The 14813-nt window shown below is 28.1% G+C and carries 21 protein-coding genes; 18 read left to right on the top strand and 3 right to left on the bottom strand.

The features are described 5' to 3' along the window. Window positions 1-123: 123 nt before the first annotated feature. Window positions 124-1293, top strand: coding sequence for a sn-glycerol-1-phosphate dehydrogenase (locus GXK56_RS16140; RefSeq protein ID WP_160689227.1), 1170 nt, complete (start codon window positions 124-126; stop codon window positions 1291-1293). Window positions 1294-1445: 152 nt separating this feature from the next. Next, window positions 1446-2237 carry an HAD-IIA family hydrolase gene (locus GXK56_RS16135; protein WP_160689225.1) on the top strand — a complete coding sequence of 264 codons (792 nt, stop codon included), beginning with the start codon at window positions 1446-1448 and terminating at the stop codon, window positions 2235-2237. Window positions 2238-2344: 107 nt separating this feature from the next. Here the strand turns inward: GXK56_RS16135 and GXK56_RS28245 are convergent, their stop codons facing one another. Together GXK56_RS28245 and GXK56_RS28240 are read right to left on the bottom strand one after the other, a co-directional pair. Next, complete coding sequence (locus GXK56_RS28245) at window positions 2345-2485, bottom strand: HAD hydrolase family protein (protein ID WP_243156149.1); 141 nt, start codon at window positions 2483-2485, stop codon at window positions 2345-2347. A 7-nt stretch (window positions 2486-2492) separates the two neighbouring features. Next, on the bottom strand, window positions 2493-2651 hold the full coding sequence (locus tag GXK56_RS28240) for an HAD hydrolase family protein (protein WP_243156148.1): 159 nt from the start codon (window positions 2649-2651) through the stop codon (window positions 2493-2495). A 173-nt stretch (window positions 2652-2824) separates the two neighbouring features. On the opposite strand from GXK56_RS28240, the gene GXK56_RS16125 reads away from it, so the two are divergent. The 11 genes from GXK56_RS16125 (at window position 2825) to GXK56_RS16075 (ending at window position 11292) form a co-directional block, all read left to right on the top strand. Then, a complete protein-coding gene (locus tag GXK56_RS16125; protein WP_160689349.1) occupies window positions 2825-3427 on the top strand; it encodes a CoA pyrophosphatase in 603 nt (200 codons plus the stop codon). A gap of 408 nt (window positions 3428-3835) precedes the next feature. Beyond that, complete coding sequence (locus GXK56_RS16120; protein WP_160689223.1) at window positions 3836-4834, top strand: family 43 glycosylhydrolase; 999 nt, start codon at window positions 3836-3838, stop codon at window positions 4832-4834. 365 nt (window positions 4835-5199) lie between these two features. Then, window positions 5200-5649 carry a GNAT family N-acetyltransferase gene (locus GXK56_RS16115; RefSeq protein ID WP_160689221.1) on the top strand — a complete coding sequence of 150 codons (450 nt, stop codon included), beginning with the start codon at window positions 5200-5202 and terminating at the stop codon, window positions 5647-5649. Between the two features lie 59 nt (window positions 5650-5708). Next, entirely contained in the window at window positions 5709-6260 is a 552-nt protein-coding gene (locus tag GXK56_RS16110; protein WP_160689219.1) for a GNAT family protein, read from the top strand. A gap of 73 nt (window positions 6261-6333) precedes the next feature. Next, complete coding sequence (locus GXK56_RS16105; protein ID WP_160689217.1) at window positions 6334-6969, top strand: HD domain-containing protein; 636 nt, start codon at window positions 6334-6336, stop codon at window positions 6967-6969. A gap of 68 nt (window positions 6970-7037) precedes the next feature. Next, window positions 7038-7493, top strand: coding sequence for a GNAT family N-acetyltransferase (locus tag GXK56_RS16100; RefSeq protein ID WP_160689216.1), 456 nt, complete (start codon window positions 7038-7040; stop codon window positions 7491-7493). Between the two features lie 166 nt (window positions 7494-7659). Continuing rightward, window positions 7660-8559 carry an aminoglycoside phosphotransferase family protein gene (locus GXK56_RS16095; protein ID WP_160689214.1) on the top strand — a complete coding sequence of 300 codons (900 nt, stop codon included), beginning with the start codon at window positions 7660-7662 and terminating at the stop codon, window positions 8557-8559. A 134-nt stretch (window positions 8560-8693) separates the two neighbouring features. Beyond that, window positions 8694-9014 carry a hypothetical protein gene (locus tag GXK56_RS16090; protein ID WP_160689212.1) on the top strand — a complete coding sequence of 107 codons (321 nt, stop codon included), beginning with the start codon at window positions 8694-8696 and terminating at the stop codon, window positions 9012-9014. A 204-nt stretch (window positions 9015-9218) separates the two neighbouring features. Further along, on the top strand, window positions 9219-9887 hold the full coding sequence (rpiA, locus tag GXK56_RS16085) for a ribose-5-phosphate isomerase RpiA (RefSeq protein WP_160689210.1): 669 nt from the start codon (window positions 9219-9221) through the stop codon (window positions 9885-9887). 95 nt (window positions 9888-9982) lie between these two features. Next, window positions 9983-10603: a DUF4085 family protein gene (locus GXK56_RS16080; protein WP_160689208.1), complete on the top strand. Its 621-nt coding sequence runs from the start codon at window positions 9983-9985 to the stop codon at window positions 10601-10603. A gap of 32 nt (window positions 10604-10635) precedes the next feature. Continuing rightward, a complete protein-coding gene (locus GXK56_RS16075; protein WP_160689206.1) occupies window positions 10636-11292 on the top strand; it encodes a DUF3888 domain-containing protein in 657 nt (218 codons plus the stop codon). A gap of 199 nt (window positions 11293-11491) precedes the next feature. On the opposite strand, the gene GXK56_RS16070 is transcribed toward GXK56_RS16075, so the two are convergent. Beyond that, window positions 11492-11779 (bottom strand): hypothetical protein, encoded by a 288-nt coding sequence (locus GXK56_RS16070; protein ID WP_160689205.1) that lies wholly within the window; start codon window positions 11777-11779, stop codon window positions 11492-11494. A 517-nt stretch (window positions 11780-12296) separates the two neighbouring features. Here GXK56_RS16070 and GXK56_RS16065 point away from each other — a divergent pair. The 5 genes from GXK56_RS16065 (at window position 12297) to GXK56_RS16045 (ending at window position 14572) form a co-directional block, all read left to right on the top strand. Next, on the top strand, window positions 12297-12866 hold the full coding sequence (locus tag GXK56_RS16065) for a 2-phosphoglycerate kinase (RefSeq protein ID WP_160689203.1): 570 nt from the start codon (window positions 12297-12299) through the stop codon (window positions 12864-12866). 113 nt (window positions 12867-12979) lie between these two features. After that, window positions 12980-13462, top strand: coding sequence for an NUDIX domain-containing protein (locus GXK56_RS16060; RefSeq protein ID WP_160689201.1), 483 nt, complete (start codon window positions 12980-12982; stop codon window positions 13460-13462). A 49-nt stretch (window positions 13463-13511) separates the two neighbouring features. After that, the gene (locus GXK56_RS27820) at window positions 13512-13754 is read left to right on the top strand and encodes a hypothetical protein (protein WP_202127900.1); all 243 of its coding nucleotides are present in this window, start codon (window positions 13512-13514) and stop codon (window positions 13752-13754) included. Window positions 13755-13775: 21 nt separating this feature from the next. Next, a complete protein-coding gene (locus GXK56_RS16050; protein ID WP_160689199.1) occupies window positions 13776-14246 on the top strand; it encodes a pyridoxamine 5'-phosphate oxidase family protein in 471 nt (156 codons plus the stop codon). 128 nt (window positions 14247-14374) lie between these two features. Further along, window positions 14375-14572 carry a hypothetical protein gene (locus tag GXK56_RS16045; RefSeq protein ID WP_160689197.1) on the top strand — a complete coding sequence of 66 codons (198 nt, stop codon included), beginning with the start codon at window positions 14375-14377 and terminating at the stop codon, window positions 14570-14572. The last annotated feature ends 241 nt before the right edge of the window (window positions 14573-14813 follow it).

The raw sequence follows: 14813 nt of genomic DNA, 5'->3' as shown, positions 1-14813 counted from the left end.
TTGAAATAAGAGTTTGTAAGCTTTTTATACATAATAGATTATTGTATAATATATTTAAGATTTAAAAATAAATAAATTAATTTAATATATATTAAATTGATTGTGTAAATAGGAGTGTTTATAATGGATGAGATCTTAAGCAAACAAATAAAAGAAATGGCTGATATGGAGTTTCAATGTAGCTGTGGTAAAAAACATAAAATCGAAATGAAACATATTCATGTTGGGGAAGGTGTATATACTAAAACAGTTGATATTGTAAAAGAAATTTCTCCTAAAGAAATTTTGATAGTTTCGGATAGAAATACTTATAGTGTACTCGGTGAAAATGTGGAGGCTATAATAAATAAAGTCCAATTTAATATTAAAAATATTATTTTAAGCAGTGGAGAAGGAGATTTAGTTCCAGATGAAAGAACTATAGGACGGCTTTTAGTAGAAGTAAGTGATGAAACGGATTTATTGATTGCAGTAGGTTCGGGAACTATAAATGATGTTAGCAGAATTGTAAGTGCAAGAACAAAAATACCATACATCATTGTAGGAACAGCTCCCTCTATGGATGGATATGCATCAACAGTTTCTCCTTTAATAATTGATAAAACAAAGTTAACTTATCCAGGAACACATCCATATGCAATTTTAGCTGATTCAACTATTATGAAAGAGGCCCCTTTCGAAATGATATGTGCTGGATTTGGTGATATTCTTGGAAAGTACACAGCTCTTTCAGATTGGATGTTATCCCATAAAATATATGATGAATATTTTTGCCAAACAACAGAAAAACTTGTAAGAGAAGCAATGAATAAATGTTTTGATAGTATAGAAGGAGCTGTTAATAGAGATCCTAAGGCAATAGAATATATAGCAGAAGCACTTATTTTATCGGGAGTTGCAATGACGTTAACAGGTAATTCAAGACCAGCTTCAGGAGCTGAACATCATCTTTCTCATTATTGGGAAATTGATAAACTTTCAAGAAATCTAGAACATCCTCTTCATGGAAATTCTGTTGGTGTTGGAACAATTATATCTGCATGGATTTATAAAGAACTTAAAATTGAAGAAAAATATGGAATAAGGGTACCTGATCCAGAACAAATTATAAAATTATTAAACTCTATTGGGGCAAAATCAAATCCAAAAGCATTAGGTATAGAAAAAGAATTGTTTCATAGAAGTGTGATTCATGCCCTTGAAATCAGACCTAGATTTACTATTTTACAATATGCTAAAAATGAAAATAAGTTAGAAGAATGTGCAGATAAATTAACAAAATTATTTTATTAATAAATATGCATGGGATATGTACATATCATATTTATGTTATAATAAAAAATATGATTAAGCATGCTTGAATTTTAGAATTAAAATTAAGATAAATTGAATTCTTAGAATTTAATCCGTAAAAAAATAAATTTTATTATATGGAGAAGTACAATATGTTAAAAGATAAGAAACTATTTTTATTGGATATTGATGGAACTATAGCTTTGGATACTACATTAATTGATGGGACTTTAGACTTCATGAAACATGTGTTAGGTATTGGTGGAAAATATATTTTTATAACCAATAATTCAACTAAAAGCATAGATGATTATGTTGTGAAATTTGAAAAGCTTGGTATAAAAGTTGATGAAACTAATTTTGTAACTTCATCTTATGCAACGGCTCTATATTTAAAAGAAACATACGAAGATAAAAAAATATTCGTACTTGGAACAAAATCTTTTATTGAAGAATTGATTAAGTTTGGAATAAATGTTACTGAAGAGCAGGAGGAAGATATAGTTTGTGCAGTTGTAGGGTTTGATAATGAACTGCAATATAAAAAGATTGAAAATATATGCGAGTTACTCTTAACTAGAAATATTGATTATATTGCTACAAACCCAGATTTGGTATGCCCAACAACTTTTGGCTTTGTTCCAGATTGTGGAGCAATTTGTGAAATGATAGGTCATGCAGTTAAAAGGGAACCAATTTATATTGGTAAGCCTAATAAGAAAATAGTTAATATGTGCTTAAAACAAACTGGATTTACCAAAGAGGAAACTTTAGTTATAGGTGATAGATTGTATACAGATATTGCATGTGGTATCAATGGAGGCGTTGATACTTGTGTATTATTTACTGGAGAGGCTCAAAAAGAGGATTTAATAGATACGGAATTTAAGCCTACATATAGTTTTGATACTATTAAGGAGTTGTACGAAGAATTATCTGTTTAGTACATAAAATAAGAACTCAAGAATTGATTATAAATATGAATTTTTGAGTTCTTAAAATTATAAACTTAACGCAGATGCTCTTTCTAATATAGAAAAATTAGTGCTAGTTATTTTTCTATGTAACCAAAGTTTATCATAGCATTATATAAGCCATCAGCAAAAATATCATCTGTTACATATGAAGCCACCTTTTTTAATTCATTAACTGCATTTCCCATTGCTATTCCTTGTTTTACAGTTTCAAACATTGTAATGTCATATGAATCGCATTGGTCTACCAGTGCATATAAATGCTAAGATTCCCCTTTCTCTAAATTTTTGTATAGCTAACACAGTACTATGAGGAATTCTATGACTTGTCCCATCGAAGCCATATAAAGTACCATCAATATCAAAAAAAGCAATCTCTTTCATTAAAAATCCTCCCAGCACAATTAAAATAAACTATACCTTATTTTAACATTGTAGAAATCATCTTGAAACATATTAAATGAATTACTTTGCCTTATTTAAATGATAATAAGTTTATAATATAATTTAATTATAGAGGCTGTTAAATTTTATAAGAGGAAAGGTTAGTGATATATATGGATATAGAAAATATAAAGAGCAAAATTAAAGACATTAAACCATATATCAATGGTTGGGAAAGAATGAGAAGATCAGCAGTAATTATTCCTGTTATAAAAATTAATGAGGAAGTGCAGATTTTATTTGAGGTAAGGTCAAAAAAGTTAAATAGCCAGCCTGGTGATATTTGTTTTCCAGGTGGAAGAATAGATAAAGGTGAAACACCAAAGGAAGCAGCACTTAGGGAAATATCAGAAGAACTTGGTATAGGCAATATTGAAATAGTAAATGAATTAGATACTGTGGTTAGATATGATGGGATAATAATTCATCCTTTTGTAGGAGTAATTAAAGATGTTGAAGAAATTAATGTAAATGGAGATGAAGTAGATCACATATTTTTTGTGCCATTAGATTATTTTATAAATCACAAATACTTAGAAGTAAATAGTAAAATAAAGATAGATAGACCCAAAGATTTTCCTTATGATTTGATAGTTAATAAAGAAAATTATAAATTTAGGGAGGCAACCTATAGATCGCTATTCTATAAATATGAAGATTATAATATTTGGGGAATTACGGCAGAAATGCTACAGGATTTTTTAAATAAGTTATAAAACTATAACAGCCACCAAAATTCAACCTAAGAAAAGAGCTGAGAATAAAATCTCGGCTCTTTTCCATGTGGAGAAATAGATTTAAGGGAGTAAGAAACGATGAAAATTCTAATTGAAGTTGATGGAATGGCATGCCGGTTCATAAATTTTGTATTTATTTTAACTAAAGCTAAATAAATATAGTTAAATTTAAAATAAAGTCTTGATAAAAATGAAGCTGCAGTATATAATTAATTTATAAAAGATATATAAGGCTCAGCATTCAGCAAGCAGGCATATTTTATTTTGATAATTAGAACAGCATTTTAATTAATAATAAAAGAATTTGATTTAAACAATTATAAAATATATTAAGTATTGTTGGGACAAGCCCTTATAACAAAGCAATAAAATTAAGGAGGAATAATAATGTCACAAAATGTTTACAAGAATCCAATAGTAATTCAAAGGGCAGATCCTTTAATATACAAACATACTGATGGATATTACTACTTAACAGCATCAGTCCCAGAATATGATAGAATTGAAATCAGAAGATCAAAAACTTTGCAAGGTTTAGGTGATGGAGAAATTTTTGTAGCTTGGTTAAAACATGATGAAGGAGAAATGAGCCATTTAGTATGGGCACCAGAAATACATTTTATCAGAGGGAAATGGTATATATACTTTGCTGCTGCTCCAAATGGTGAAGTAACAGGAATTACATTTAATCATCGTATGTATGTAATTGAAAATTCTAATGAAGATCCATTTACAGATAATTGGGTAGAAAAAGGACAAATTAAAACAAGATGGGAATCTTTTTCTCTTGATGCAACTGTATTTGAAAACAAGGACAAGCTTTATTATGTATGGGCACAGGAAGAAACAGAGATAGAACCGGAATCTCATTCTAATTTATATATTGCAGAAATGGAGAACCCTTGGACGTTAAAAACAAAGGATGTACTGTTGACAAAGCCTGAATTAGATTGGGAAGTAGTTAGATTTTGGGTTAACGAAGGTCCAGCAATATTGAAGAAAAATGGTAAGATATATTTAACATACTCTGCAAGTGCTACTGATGAAAACTATTGTATGGGAATGCTTACTGCTGATGAAAATAGTGATTTATTAGACCCATCTTCATGGACAAAATCAAAAGAACCTGTATTTAAAACTTCATGGGAAAATGGTCAATATGGACCAGGGCATAATAGCTTTACAGTGTCAGAAGATGGAACAGAAGATATTTTAGTGTATCATGCTAGAAATTATACTGAAATTGAAGGTGATCCATTATATGATCCAAATAGACATACTAGAATTGAAGTGATTAAATGGAATGAAGATGGAACACCAAACTTTGGAATTCCATCAAAAGACGAAAATATTGAAGAATTAATAAAAATAATACCAATGACATAGGTTTGCATTAAAGTGGATATAGAAATAGGGCTGTTGCACTAATAATTAGTGCGCAGCTCTTTTTTGTGTGAAAAAGATTAAGCAATTAATTAGAAGTTTTATCAATTAAGCTTCTAGCTAAATATGAATTATAATTAAAATATTTTATTATTTTTAAGTGCGACACTTTCAGTAGAATTTATTAGAAGGCTAATAAAGTATGGTTATAATTAGAAAGTAAGTAGAAATTAAGAAATAAGTAGTGTAATATAAAATTGTGGTTTAACTTACAATTAGTACAAGTGATTGTAAATTATTGATATGATTTATGTTGCAACAAATAACAAGTGTTGTATCAAACTTATATAAAAGCAGAGGTGATTTTTATGACAGAGAGTACACGTTTAATAAAATATGATGAATTAAATGAACTATTAAATTTATATAGGCAATTACAACCCAGTGATCCAGACGTCTTTGAAAATGAAGGACTAAAAGATATGTGGGATTCAATATATAATGACCCCAATCTTTATTATATTGTGGTTGAAGTAGATGGGAAGATAGTTTCATCTTGTAATATATCCATAATAAAAAATTTAACTCGAAATTTGCGACCATATGGATTAATAGAAAATGTTATTACTGATTATAGTTATAGAAAAAAAGGATATGCTACAAAAGCGTTAAACATGGCTAGTGATATAGCAGAGGAAAACAATTGTTATAAGGTAATGCTTTTAACAGGCTCAAAGAAGGAAGAAACACTTAGGTTTTATGAAGAAGCAGGTTTTGCAAGAGGTGTGAAAACTGGATTCGTTAAAAAATATAAATAGATTAATATTGGATTGTAGTAAATAATTGCAAATTGTTTTTATATTACAGGAGGAATAATGTGAACGGTGCTGTAAAGTTAGAAAACTATAATATTGTATTACGTAAACCGATAAAAGAAGATATTGATACACGTTTAAAGTTAGGAGAGTGCATAGAATGTATTAAAATGTGTGGTGGAAGTATTAATAAATTAAGGGAATTTACTATGGATGAAGCTGTTAAATGGTATGAAAGAATAATTCGACATCCTTGTAAATGGATTATCGAATATAATGGGAGTTGTATTGGAGTAGTAGGGCTTAGACCTTATAAAGAGGATAATAAAGCAAAGTTTTCAATTGAAATATATGATGAAAATGTATATGGATGCGGAATAGGAACTGCTGTTACTAAGATGGTTTTAAATTATGCCTTTGAAGTCTTAAAATACCACAAGGTATATTTAAGAGTTTTAGATTTTAATATTAGGGCTATAAAATGTTATGAGAAATGTGGATTTGTAAAAGAAGGTATAGATAGAGAAGGTGCATTGATTAATAATGTTTACTGCAGTGATATTTATATGGGAATAATGGAGTCAGAGTACATTTCATTACATAAGCAAGTATAATATGTGGAGTTGCTATATTTTACACCCGTCCTATTAAGTTGTAATTGAGTAGATTATAGAGTGAGGTATATGGATGAATATAAATAATTATAAATATGTTAATATTACAGAAATAACTGGTGATATAGTGGTTGATGTAAATAACTTTCTATTAAAAAACAATAAGGAAAAAACTTTAAAACATGTTATGGAGGTTGCAAATACAAATAGTAAAATAGCAGAAAAATATGGGCTAGATAAGAGTATATGTATTATAAGTGGTTACTTGCATGATATAAGTGTAGTAATTCACCCAAATGACATGCTATCTTATATGATGGAAAATGATTTGTTTGTTGATGAATCAGAAAGTAAATATCCTTTTATTTTACATCAAAGAATTTCAATGTTATTGGCAAAAACTTTTTTTAATATTCATGATGAAACTATATTATCTGCTATTGAATGTCATACAACTCTAAAGTCAAATCCTTCGCAGTATGATATGGCTCTTTTTATAGCTGATAAACTTTCGTGGGACCAAAAAGGAACCCCGCCATTTTATGATTTACTAATTAAAAGTTTATCTGCTTCTTTGGAAAAAGCATGTCTATCTTACATAAATTATATTATAGATAATGGTATGATCCTACATCCTCATTCGTGGTTGATAGAGAGTAAAGAATATTTAGAAAAAGAATTAAGTGAAACACAAAATCAGCTAATTTAAGATTTGATATCCCACAAATGTGTTATAACAAGAAAATTGAATTTAATTATTTATAAGGAGATGTTAATTTGGTATATAGATTGGCAACTGAAAGCGATATTTCAATGCTTTCGGAAATGAGATGGGAACATGAATATGATGAAAACGGGAATTTTGATATTTCAAAAGAGGAGTTTATTGAAGAGTGCAATTCATTTTTAATTAATGGACTTAAAAGTGGAACTTGGGAGTATTGGATTGCAGAAGAAAATAATATAATTGTTTCAAATATTTATATAAATAGAATAAGAAAAGTACCAAAGCCACAAAAATTATTTGCAGAGATAGGTTATGTAACAAATGTTCACACAAAGGCTCAATTTAGAAATAAAGGAGTAGGAACTGAACTTTTAAAAAAGGTAAAACAATGGGCTACAAATAATAAAATTGAATTATTATTTGTTTGGCCAAGCAAAAAGGCAGTAGATTTCTATGAAAGACAAGGATTTTTAATGAATAACGAAATAATGGAATTAGAAATGTGATTGATTTGCGGCTTATTAAATAAAACTAAAAACAGATTATTGTGAAAAAATACAGAGCACTTAAATTAAAGTGGTCAACTGATTCACCTTGTTCTTACTGGATTATAGCTGTAATTATTAATAAAGTATTATATTACTATTAAACTATAAATGGAGAAATTAAGAAATGGATAAAGAGAAACAAAACAAATATTATGAATATATCAAAAACAAAGTAGGAGATGTTTGCATTGAAGATTTAAATTTTGAATTTTCTTATGGACTTCATAATGATGTTGTAATTGTAAGAAATGCAGAGGTATTTAGATTTGCAAAGCAAAAAGAAACTGTGGAATTCTTTGAAAAGGAGATTAACATATTAAATCTTGTAAAAGATTTTGTTAATATACCTGTACCTAATTATGAATATATTGAACGTGGTATAGGAAAGTGCAAATTTTTTTCTGGGATTCCTCTTTATAGAGATGAAATTCTTAGTTTACGGGAGTATGAACAGGATAAATTAGCAGAGCAAATAGGAATCTTTTTAAAACAGTTGCATTCTATTCCGTTAAAGAAAATAAATGAAAATAAAATTGGCGATTTTCCTGGGAATGGTACAAGATATGACCATATTAAACAGTTTGAAAGAATTCAAGAAAAATTGTTTCCTCTTATGAGTGGTTACACTATTGAGTGTATTAATAAAATTTTTAAACCAATTATTGTTAATGAGAATTTTTTTGATTATAGTCCTGTGCTTATTCATGGAGATTTGGCACCATTTCATTTTATATATAATACTAAAGAAAATAAAATTAATGCAATAATTGACTTTGGGGTTTCAGGATTAGGTGACCCAGCACATGATGTTGGAGTTATTTTGGATAACTTCGGTGAAAAATTTGTCAAGAGAATGGGTTCTGTTTATCCTGATATACCTAACTTTATTGACAGGTCACGATATTACGCACGAGTATCGGCATTATGGTGGTCACTTAGAGGAGTAGAAACTAATGATATATCATGGAATCTTTTTCATCATAATACTGCAAGAGATATAATGCCTTATGGTGTAGAGCTATAACAGCAAAGCATAGGCATGACGGAATGAAAGCTACTTTTGTGAAATCATAGATATGTTAATTCTCAGAGTTTGCTAACTATATCCCGACATTAACAAAATTTATTATATATTAAAATGATAAAAGGAAAGTTTTTATGGATTTATTCAATAAGATATCATTAGTTGCACAAGCACAATCTAAGCTTTTCCCCAATGGCTATGAACTGTTTAAAATTATGTCTAGATTATTAGAAGAATGGGGTAAGGTTTCATGGGAACTTAATCATTATGAAAGAACTAATGTAAGTATTGAGAGAAATTGCAAGGATAATAAAGAAAATATTGTTAATGAAGCATTTCAAGTTGTAATTGTTCTAAATCAGTTACTTCAATACTTTGATTTGTCAGACGATTTTGCAAATAAAATTGAGATGGTATACAAGGAATTCCAAGATAAAGGATATATTAATCAATAAAAATACGGGAAAGCTATAGAATTAGATTAAAAATAAAGTGGTATAAAGGCATTCAAAATTAAGGCATAATTAACTTTGCACATAAATCAATAAGTAAGCTATATATTAATGGTTATAATTAAAGATGTCTGAGGAAAAATTTAGTTTTAGACGAGAGAATTAAATGACATGATAGTAAAATACGGTGAAGTCTAGGAGGTAAATATGGAACAAAAAAGAGTTGCTGGGATAAAGGCAGCAGAATACATAAAGGATGGAATGATATTAGGTTTAGGAACAGGTTCTACATCATTTTATATGATTAAAAGGGTTGGAGAACTGGTTCAAGAAGGTATGAATTTAAAGGCAGTTGCAACTTCAAAAAATACGGAGATCTTAGCAAAAGAATTGCAAATTCCTTTAGTAGATATAGATGAAGTAGATAGAATTGATTTGGCAATTGATGGTGTTGATGAAATAGATAATCAATTTAATGCAATTAAGGGTGGTGGAGGAGCATTATTTAGGGAAAAAATTGTTGCTAATTTAGCTAATGAAGTTATATGGATTATGGATGAAAGTAAATTAGTTGATAGTATTGGTGAATTCCCTCTACCAATAGAAGTATTACCTTATGGTTATACACAGGTTATTGCAAAATTAAAACAGTACTCTTTAAATCCTGCAATAAGAATGAAAGATGGTAATGTTTTTAAAACTGACAATGGTAATTATATAGTTGATTTACATATAGGTAAACCAATGGATATTAACTATGTTAATGATAAAGTTAATGGAATAACTGGAGTTTTAGAAACAGGATTATTTATTGATGTGTGTAAGCGAATTATTATTGGTACTAATGATGGTGCTAAAGTTATTGAAAATAAGTAAATGTATTGGTCCGCATAGAATTCTTATATTATTCATGAAGATGAAATGGGAAAATTAAATTGGATAAGTAAAAGTGAAAGGCTGATAATTTAGTTATGATGTATTTTACACGTGAAAGCTATGAAAAAATGCAAATAAGAGGTAGATTTCCATTAAAAATTGATAATAAAGAAAATTGGATTGAACAGTTGGAGGAGTTTAGCACATTGTCTTCTTATTATGATAAAGTTTATTATGAATTGTTACTTCAGCATATTCCAGAAGTAAAAGCTGATATCCTTCAAGGGAAAAATATGACGGATAAAGAGGTGGCAGAAAAATTATATACAAGAATTAATGAGATGGCAAATGAATGGAAAGATTTATGTAATAGCTATAAAGCAGAATATGAAGATATAAAATATAAATTACCATTAAGCATGCAGGTATTAAGTAAATATAATTTTCATGATAGCGAAGTGTTATCCTTTAAGAAAGATATAAATGATAATTTAGTTTTAGAACTAGATAGATATTCTTTAATATTTAAGAAAGTAAGTAAATTTGAAATAATCGAGGATATTGTTGGAGATACATGGCTTTATGAGGAAGTTCACTTGTCTCATATTGGTGAATTTGAATTTCAAGTTTTGCTTTATTCATCTGAAGGATTTCTAAATTTGAATGAAATTAAAATTATTGCAGATGATGTTTGTATCGAAGTAAAGGAACTGTAAGTAATGAGCGAAATGAAATGGGGGAAGTAAAAATGAAAAAATTAAGATTAATAGTAAGTTCGTTATTAGTAGCAATTTCAGTGTTGGCATTAAATCCAATATGTGCAAATGCAGAGTGGAAACAAGATTCTAATGGTTGGTGGAACACAGAAGGAAGTTCATTGTGGTCAGTTGGTTGGAAAGAGATTGATGGAAAATGGTATTATTTTGGGCAAGATGGTTATATGGTACGTGATACAACCATTAATGGATATGTTATAGGCTCAGATGGAGCATTGATTCAATCTGCGCAAAACAAATTATCCAATTCAGACAATATATCTAATCCTGCAAAGCAGTCAAGAGAAGAGCTATATCAAGATATCTTTGTTTCGCTACTTCTTCCAGATATCCAAAAGTCTGTAGATGACTATTACAAACATTTCTTAACAAAAAAGCCAATTATCACACCAGATTATGTTCATGTGTTAAATGCTGAAAGGCTAATGGGATATAGATCATTTTCTTTTAGATTAAAACTTGAAGTGAGTTCCTATGTTGGACCACATCTTAATATTGGGGATGATTACATTACTTTAAAAATAGAAGGTGGAGATAAAGTTACAATTGAAAAGTTTGAACATATTAAAAGTTATTATTTAGATTTACCTGCTAATTATCAAAATATTATCATAAAGAAATCGAATTAAATTTGCTAATGATTAAGGAAATAAAAGAATAGATATATAGAAAATGGAATATTAAGATAGCTATATAAATTTAAAAGATGGACAATTGAGTAATGTCCATCTTTTGTGTTTTAGAATAAATCATTTATTAGAGATTCATTATCGTTACTTAGAAGATTTATTTGTGGTAGCTTTTGAATTATTGTAAACTTTAGTGATATCAGCCGCCTCCGCTATTTTGAAGATCAACATACCATAGTTCAAAATTACTTTTTTTTACTGCTATAGAATCAGGTCCTATACCAGGATTTTTACAGTAGTATTTTCCAGCAAAAGAGTCATCATTGCACATGTACACTTCTGTTATAAAAGCATTTACAGAGTAACCGTTAAAAAACAAGTATGACTTTATCGACCTCTCAGGAGTGGAATGACAAAATATATAAGTTATTATAAAGAATACAGTTATTAAAGAAAGAAGAATAGATTTCTTTACAGATTTTTTCAATCTTACGCCTCCTTGTCTATTAGGTAATTTATTATATGGTTATTAATTTGTTTTACTGTAATCTCAATAAATTTAGATATTGTTAGCTACATAAAATTAATTTTTTATTATGATAAATATTTATGGAAGCGGAAATTATGAGTAGAACTAAACTTGATATTATACATGTAATTATAAAAAGCTTTAAAAGAGGATTAATACTTTTTCTTAAGCTGATTTTCCTAAAAGCTATCAACAGATATCATCTTATATAACTGCTTATATCATAAATTACTATATGCTGTAAAGTAGTTTGGCTAAATAAAAAGAATTATATATTTAATGGTAAATATAGAGCTTATTTATAAAAAATGGTATTATAATAGAAGCTATTTTAATTATATGTTTAGTACAGTTAGGTAATAAAATATATAAGATTAATAAAGTAGTTTAAATTAAGCTTTACAGAATAATTTTGGTGACTTATATAGTGATTTCAATTTTTATTATATTATTTGATTTTGGGAGGGAAATGAAGATGGTTATTTTAATTGGTGGAGTTAGTTGTACAGGGAAAACATTGATGGCTCAAAAATTACTGGAAAAATATAAGATTCCCTATTTGTCTATAGACCATATAAAAATGGGATTGATTCGTGGAAGTAAATATTGTGATTTTTCTGCAATTGATGGTGATGATGAACTTACATATAAACTATGGCCAATAGTAAAAGGGATAATAATGACCAATATTGAGAATGGACAGCATATCATCATCGAAGGGTGCTATTTACCTCCAGAACATATTAGTGATTTTGAACCTAATTATTTAAAACAGATAATTGCTTTATATATAGGGTTTTCAAAGGATTATATTGAGAAACATTTTGATTCAGGAATTGTTGACCATAGAAGTGAGATAGAACAAAGGGAATGTGATGATATTTATATGAATAAAGATAATTTTATTAAATTTCATTCTCAAGTCAAAGAACGCTGTAAGAAAAATGATGCTAAATTTTTTGAGATTAATGATGATTATGCAGGAGAAATGAATAATGTATACAAATGGATTGATGAACAAGTAAAAGAAAAGCGTTTGTCATAATAACCTTATTGAAAAATAATAAAATTAAATTATACAATTCACAATGTCCAGATAAAACAAAATTATATTTTAAAGTGTAATAAACTTTTTATTTTTATTGGAGGAAATTTAAAATGAGTTTTCATATTAGAGTAAGTGGTCGTGGTATTGTTATTAATAATGGTAAGATTTTATTAAATGAATTTGGTGGTGGTAAATATTATAATATACCAGGAGGTGGTGTTGAATCGGGAGAAACTGTTAAACAAGCAGTGGTAAGAGAAATATTTGAGGAATCTGGCTTGGATGTCACTGTGGGTGATTTGATATATGTACTTGAATATGAACCTAATAAATGTAATTTTATCTATGGAGAAAGGGCTAGCATAAGCCTTGTATTTCGTTGCTTTTTAAAGGGTGATGAAAATATTAAACAACCATCGATACCAGATGTAGATCCTAATAATCAAGAGTTAATAAGCATGCCGAAGTGGGTAGAAATATCCAGTTTAAAAGATATTAACTATTTACCTTATATACATAAAGAATTAATGGAATATATTGAAACTAATAGATTTTCGCCAGTATTTATTGAAGAACCATTAGATAAGAAATAAATAATTTGTAATATGAAGATTAGGTATAAAATATAAATGGGATAAATTCATGAACATAAAGGCCGATATTATAGAAATTGCTAAAGCTCAATTGATATTAGATTATAATTGTCAGTTGTCTGATTTTGAGAAAAGCGTTTTTAATCATATCAATTTGCTTCACTTAGATACCTTTGATTTTCAAGCAAAAGACTTTTACTTAAAACATGGATATGAGGTCTTTGGCGTATTAGATGATTGTCCTATGGAGCATAAACGTTATTATATGAAAAGATTATATAGTAAATATTAATTTGTGAAGGGAAGATTTAAAATGAACACCTACGAAAAAAGTTTGAATGTTTTAAAGGAATTATTTGCAAGAGACTATCAATTTGCATTAGCAACATCAAAGGATAATGTTCCATCGGTTAGATTTATAGATACTTTTTATGATGATGGAGCTTTTTATATTGTTTCTTATGCAAAGTCACAAAAAGTACAAGAAATTGAAGAGAATTCTGAAATATCCTTATGTAATAAACTTTATAGATTTAGTGGAAAGGCTTATAATATTGGACATCCGTTATTAGAAGAAAATCAAGGAATCAGAGAAAAATTAATTAAGGTATTTGAACCTTGGTATTTTGCGCACAATAATGAAAGTGATGAAAATATGTGTTTTGTAAAAATAGAATTAAAACAAGGCTTCTTTTATAAAGATGGAACTGGGTATAAAGTTGATTTTGAAAATAAGACGGCTGAGGAATTTTCGTTTGCATTTGATATTGTAATGATTGACTAATAAAAAAGCTATTATGATTTCTAAAACTGGTTTCACATTTGATGATGGTTACAACTTTAAATCATTTATATTAGACAAGTGTAAAAACGTTAATGTTTTAATTATATAAATATTTTGGAGGTATGAATTTGATTCCGTTAATAATAGTTTCAATAGTTACATTATTAAGTACTATATATGTAAACAGATTAATTAAATATAAATTTAGAAATGAGAAGAGATCTGTTTGGAAAAAGTTACATATAGTGGCTTATATAGTTGTGTTTATGCCTTTATTAATAATTTTATATCTTGTTTGGACAGATTTCCTAATTCAATTAAGATAAAGAGAAGATATTAATTAAATTGAGAGAAACGGTATGAAAAATATAAGAATAGCAAATATTAAAGAGTTTGGGCGTAACCAGATTCTTTTTATTTGCTAAAATCCAAATGTAGTTAAGAGTGGAATAACTAAGTAAAAGAAAGTGAAGATAATCTCTGTTTTATACTGAAGTTATAGAAAAACGTTGACGAAATAGTTTAATCAATATAGAATAACATTGTTAAATAACATTTAAAAAGTTG

The sequence above is a fragment of the Clostridium sp. C2-6-12 genome, from assembly GCF_009928485.1.
In the GTDB taxonomy this organism is placed as follows: domain Bacteria; phylum Bacillota; class Clostridia; order Clostridiales; family Clostridiaceae; genus Clostridium.
This window is presented reverse-complemented; position numbering and strand designations above follow the sequence as displayed.

Bases quoted from the DNA above. Each gene is read 5' to 3' on its own strand.
- GXK56_RS16125 (WP_160689349.1), top strand. From the start codon at position 2,825: ATGGATATAGAAAATATAAAGAGCAAAATTAAAGACATTAAACCATAT.
- GXK56_RS28240 (WP_243156148.1), bottom strand. From the start codon at position 2,651: ATGAAAGAGATTGCTTTTTTTGATATTGATGGTACTTTATATGGCTTC.
- GXK56_RS28245 (WP_243156149.1), bottom strand. From the start codon at position 2,485: ATGTTTGAAACTGTAAAACAAGGAATAGCAATGGGAAATGCAGTTAAT.
- GXK56_RS16105 (WP_160689217.1), top strand. From the start codon at position 6,334: ATGAATATAAATAATTATAAATATGTTAATATTACAGAAATAACTGGT.
- GXK56_RS16050 (WP_160689199.1), top strand. From the start codon at position 13,776: ATGAACACCTACGAAAAAAGTTTGAATGTTTTAAAGGAATTATTTGCA.
- GXK56_RS16120 (WP_160689223.1), top strand. From the start codon at position 3,836: ATGTCACAAAATGTTTACAAGAATCCAATAGTAATTCAAAGGGCAGAT.
- GXK56_RS16115 (WP_160689221.1), top strand. From the start codon at position 5,200: ATGACAGAGAGTACACGTTTAATAAAATATGATGAATTAAATGAACTA.
- GXK56_RS16080 (WP_160689208.1), top strand. From the start codon at position 9,983: ATGATGTATTTTACACGTGAAAGCTATGAAAAAATGCAAATAAGAGGT.
- rpiA (WP_160689210.1), top strand. From the start codon at position 9,219: ATGGAACAAAAAAGAGTTGCTGGGATAAAGGCAGCAGAATACATAAAG.
- GXK56_RS27820 (WP_202127900.1), top strand. From the start codon at position 13,512: ATGAACATAAAGGCCGATATTATAGAAATTGCTAAAGCTCAATTGATA.
- GXK56_RS16065 (WP_160689203.1), top strand. From the start codon at position 12,297: ATGGTTATTTTAATTGGTGGAGTTAGTTGTACAGGGAAAACATTGATG.
- GXK56_RS16135 (WP_160689225.1), top strand. From the start codon at position 1,446: ATGTTAAAAGATAAGAAACTATTTTTATTGGATATTGATGGAACTATA.
- GXK56_RS16060 (WP_160689201.1), top strand. From the start codon at position 12,980: ATGAGTTTTCATATTAGAGTAAGTGGTCGTGGTATTGTTATTAATAAT.
- GXK56_RS16075 (WP_160689206.1), top strand. From the start codon at position 10,636: ATGAAAAAATTAAGATTAATAGTAAGTTCGTTATTAGTAGCAATTTCA.
- GXK56_RS16095 (WP_160689214.1), top strand. From the start codon at position 7,660: ATGGATAAAGAGAAACAAAACAAATATTATGAATATATCAAAAACAAA.
- GXK56_RS16090 (WP_160689212.1), top strand. From the start codon at position 8,694: ATGGATTTATTCAATAAGATATCATTAGTTGCACAAGCACAATCTAAG.
- GXK56_RS16140 (WP_160689227.1), top strand. From the start codon at position 124: ATGGATGAGATCTTAAGCAAACAAATAAAAGAAATGGCTGATATGGAG.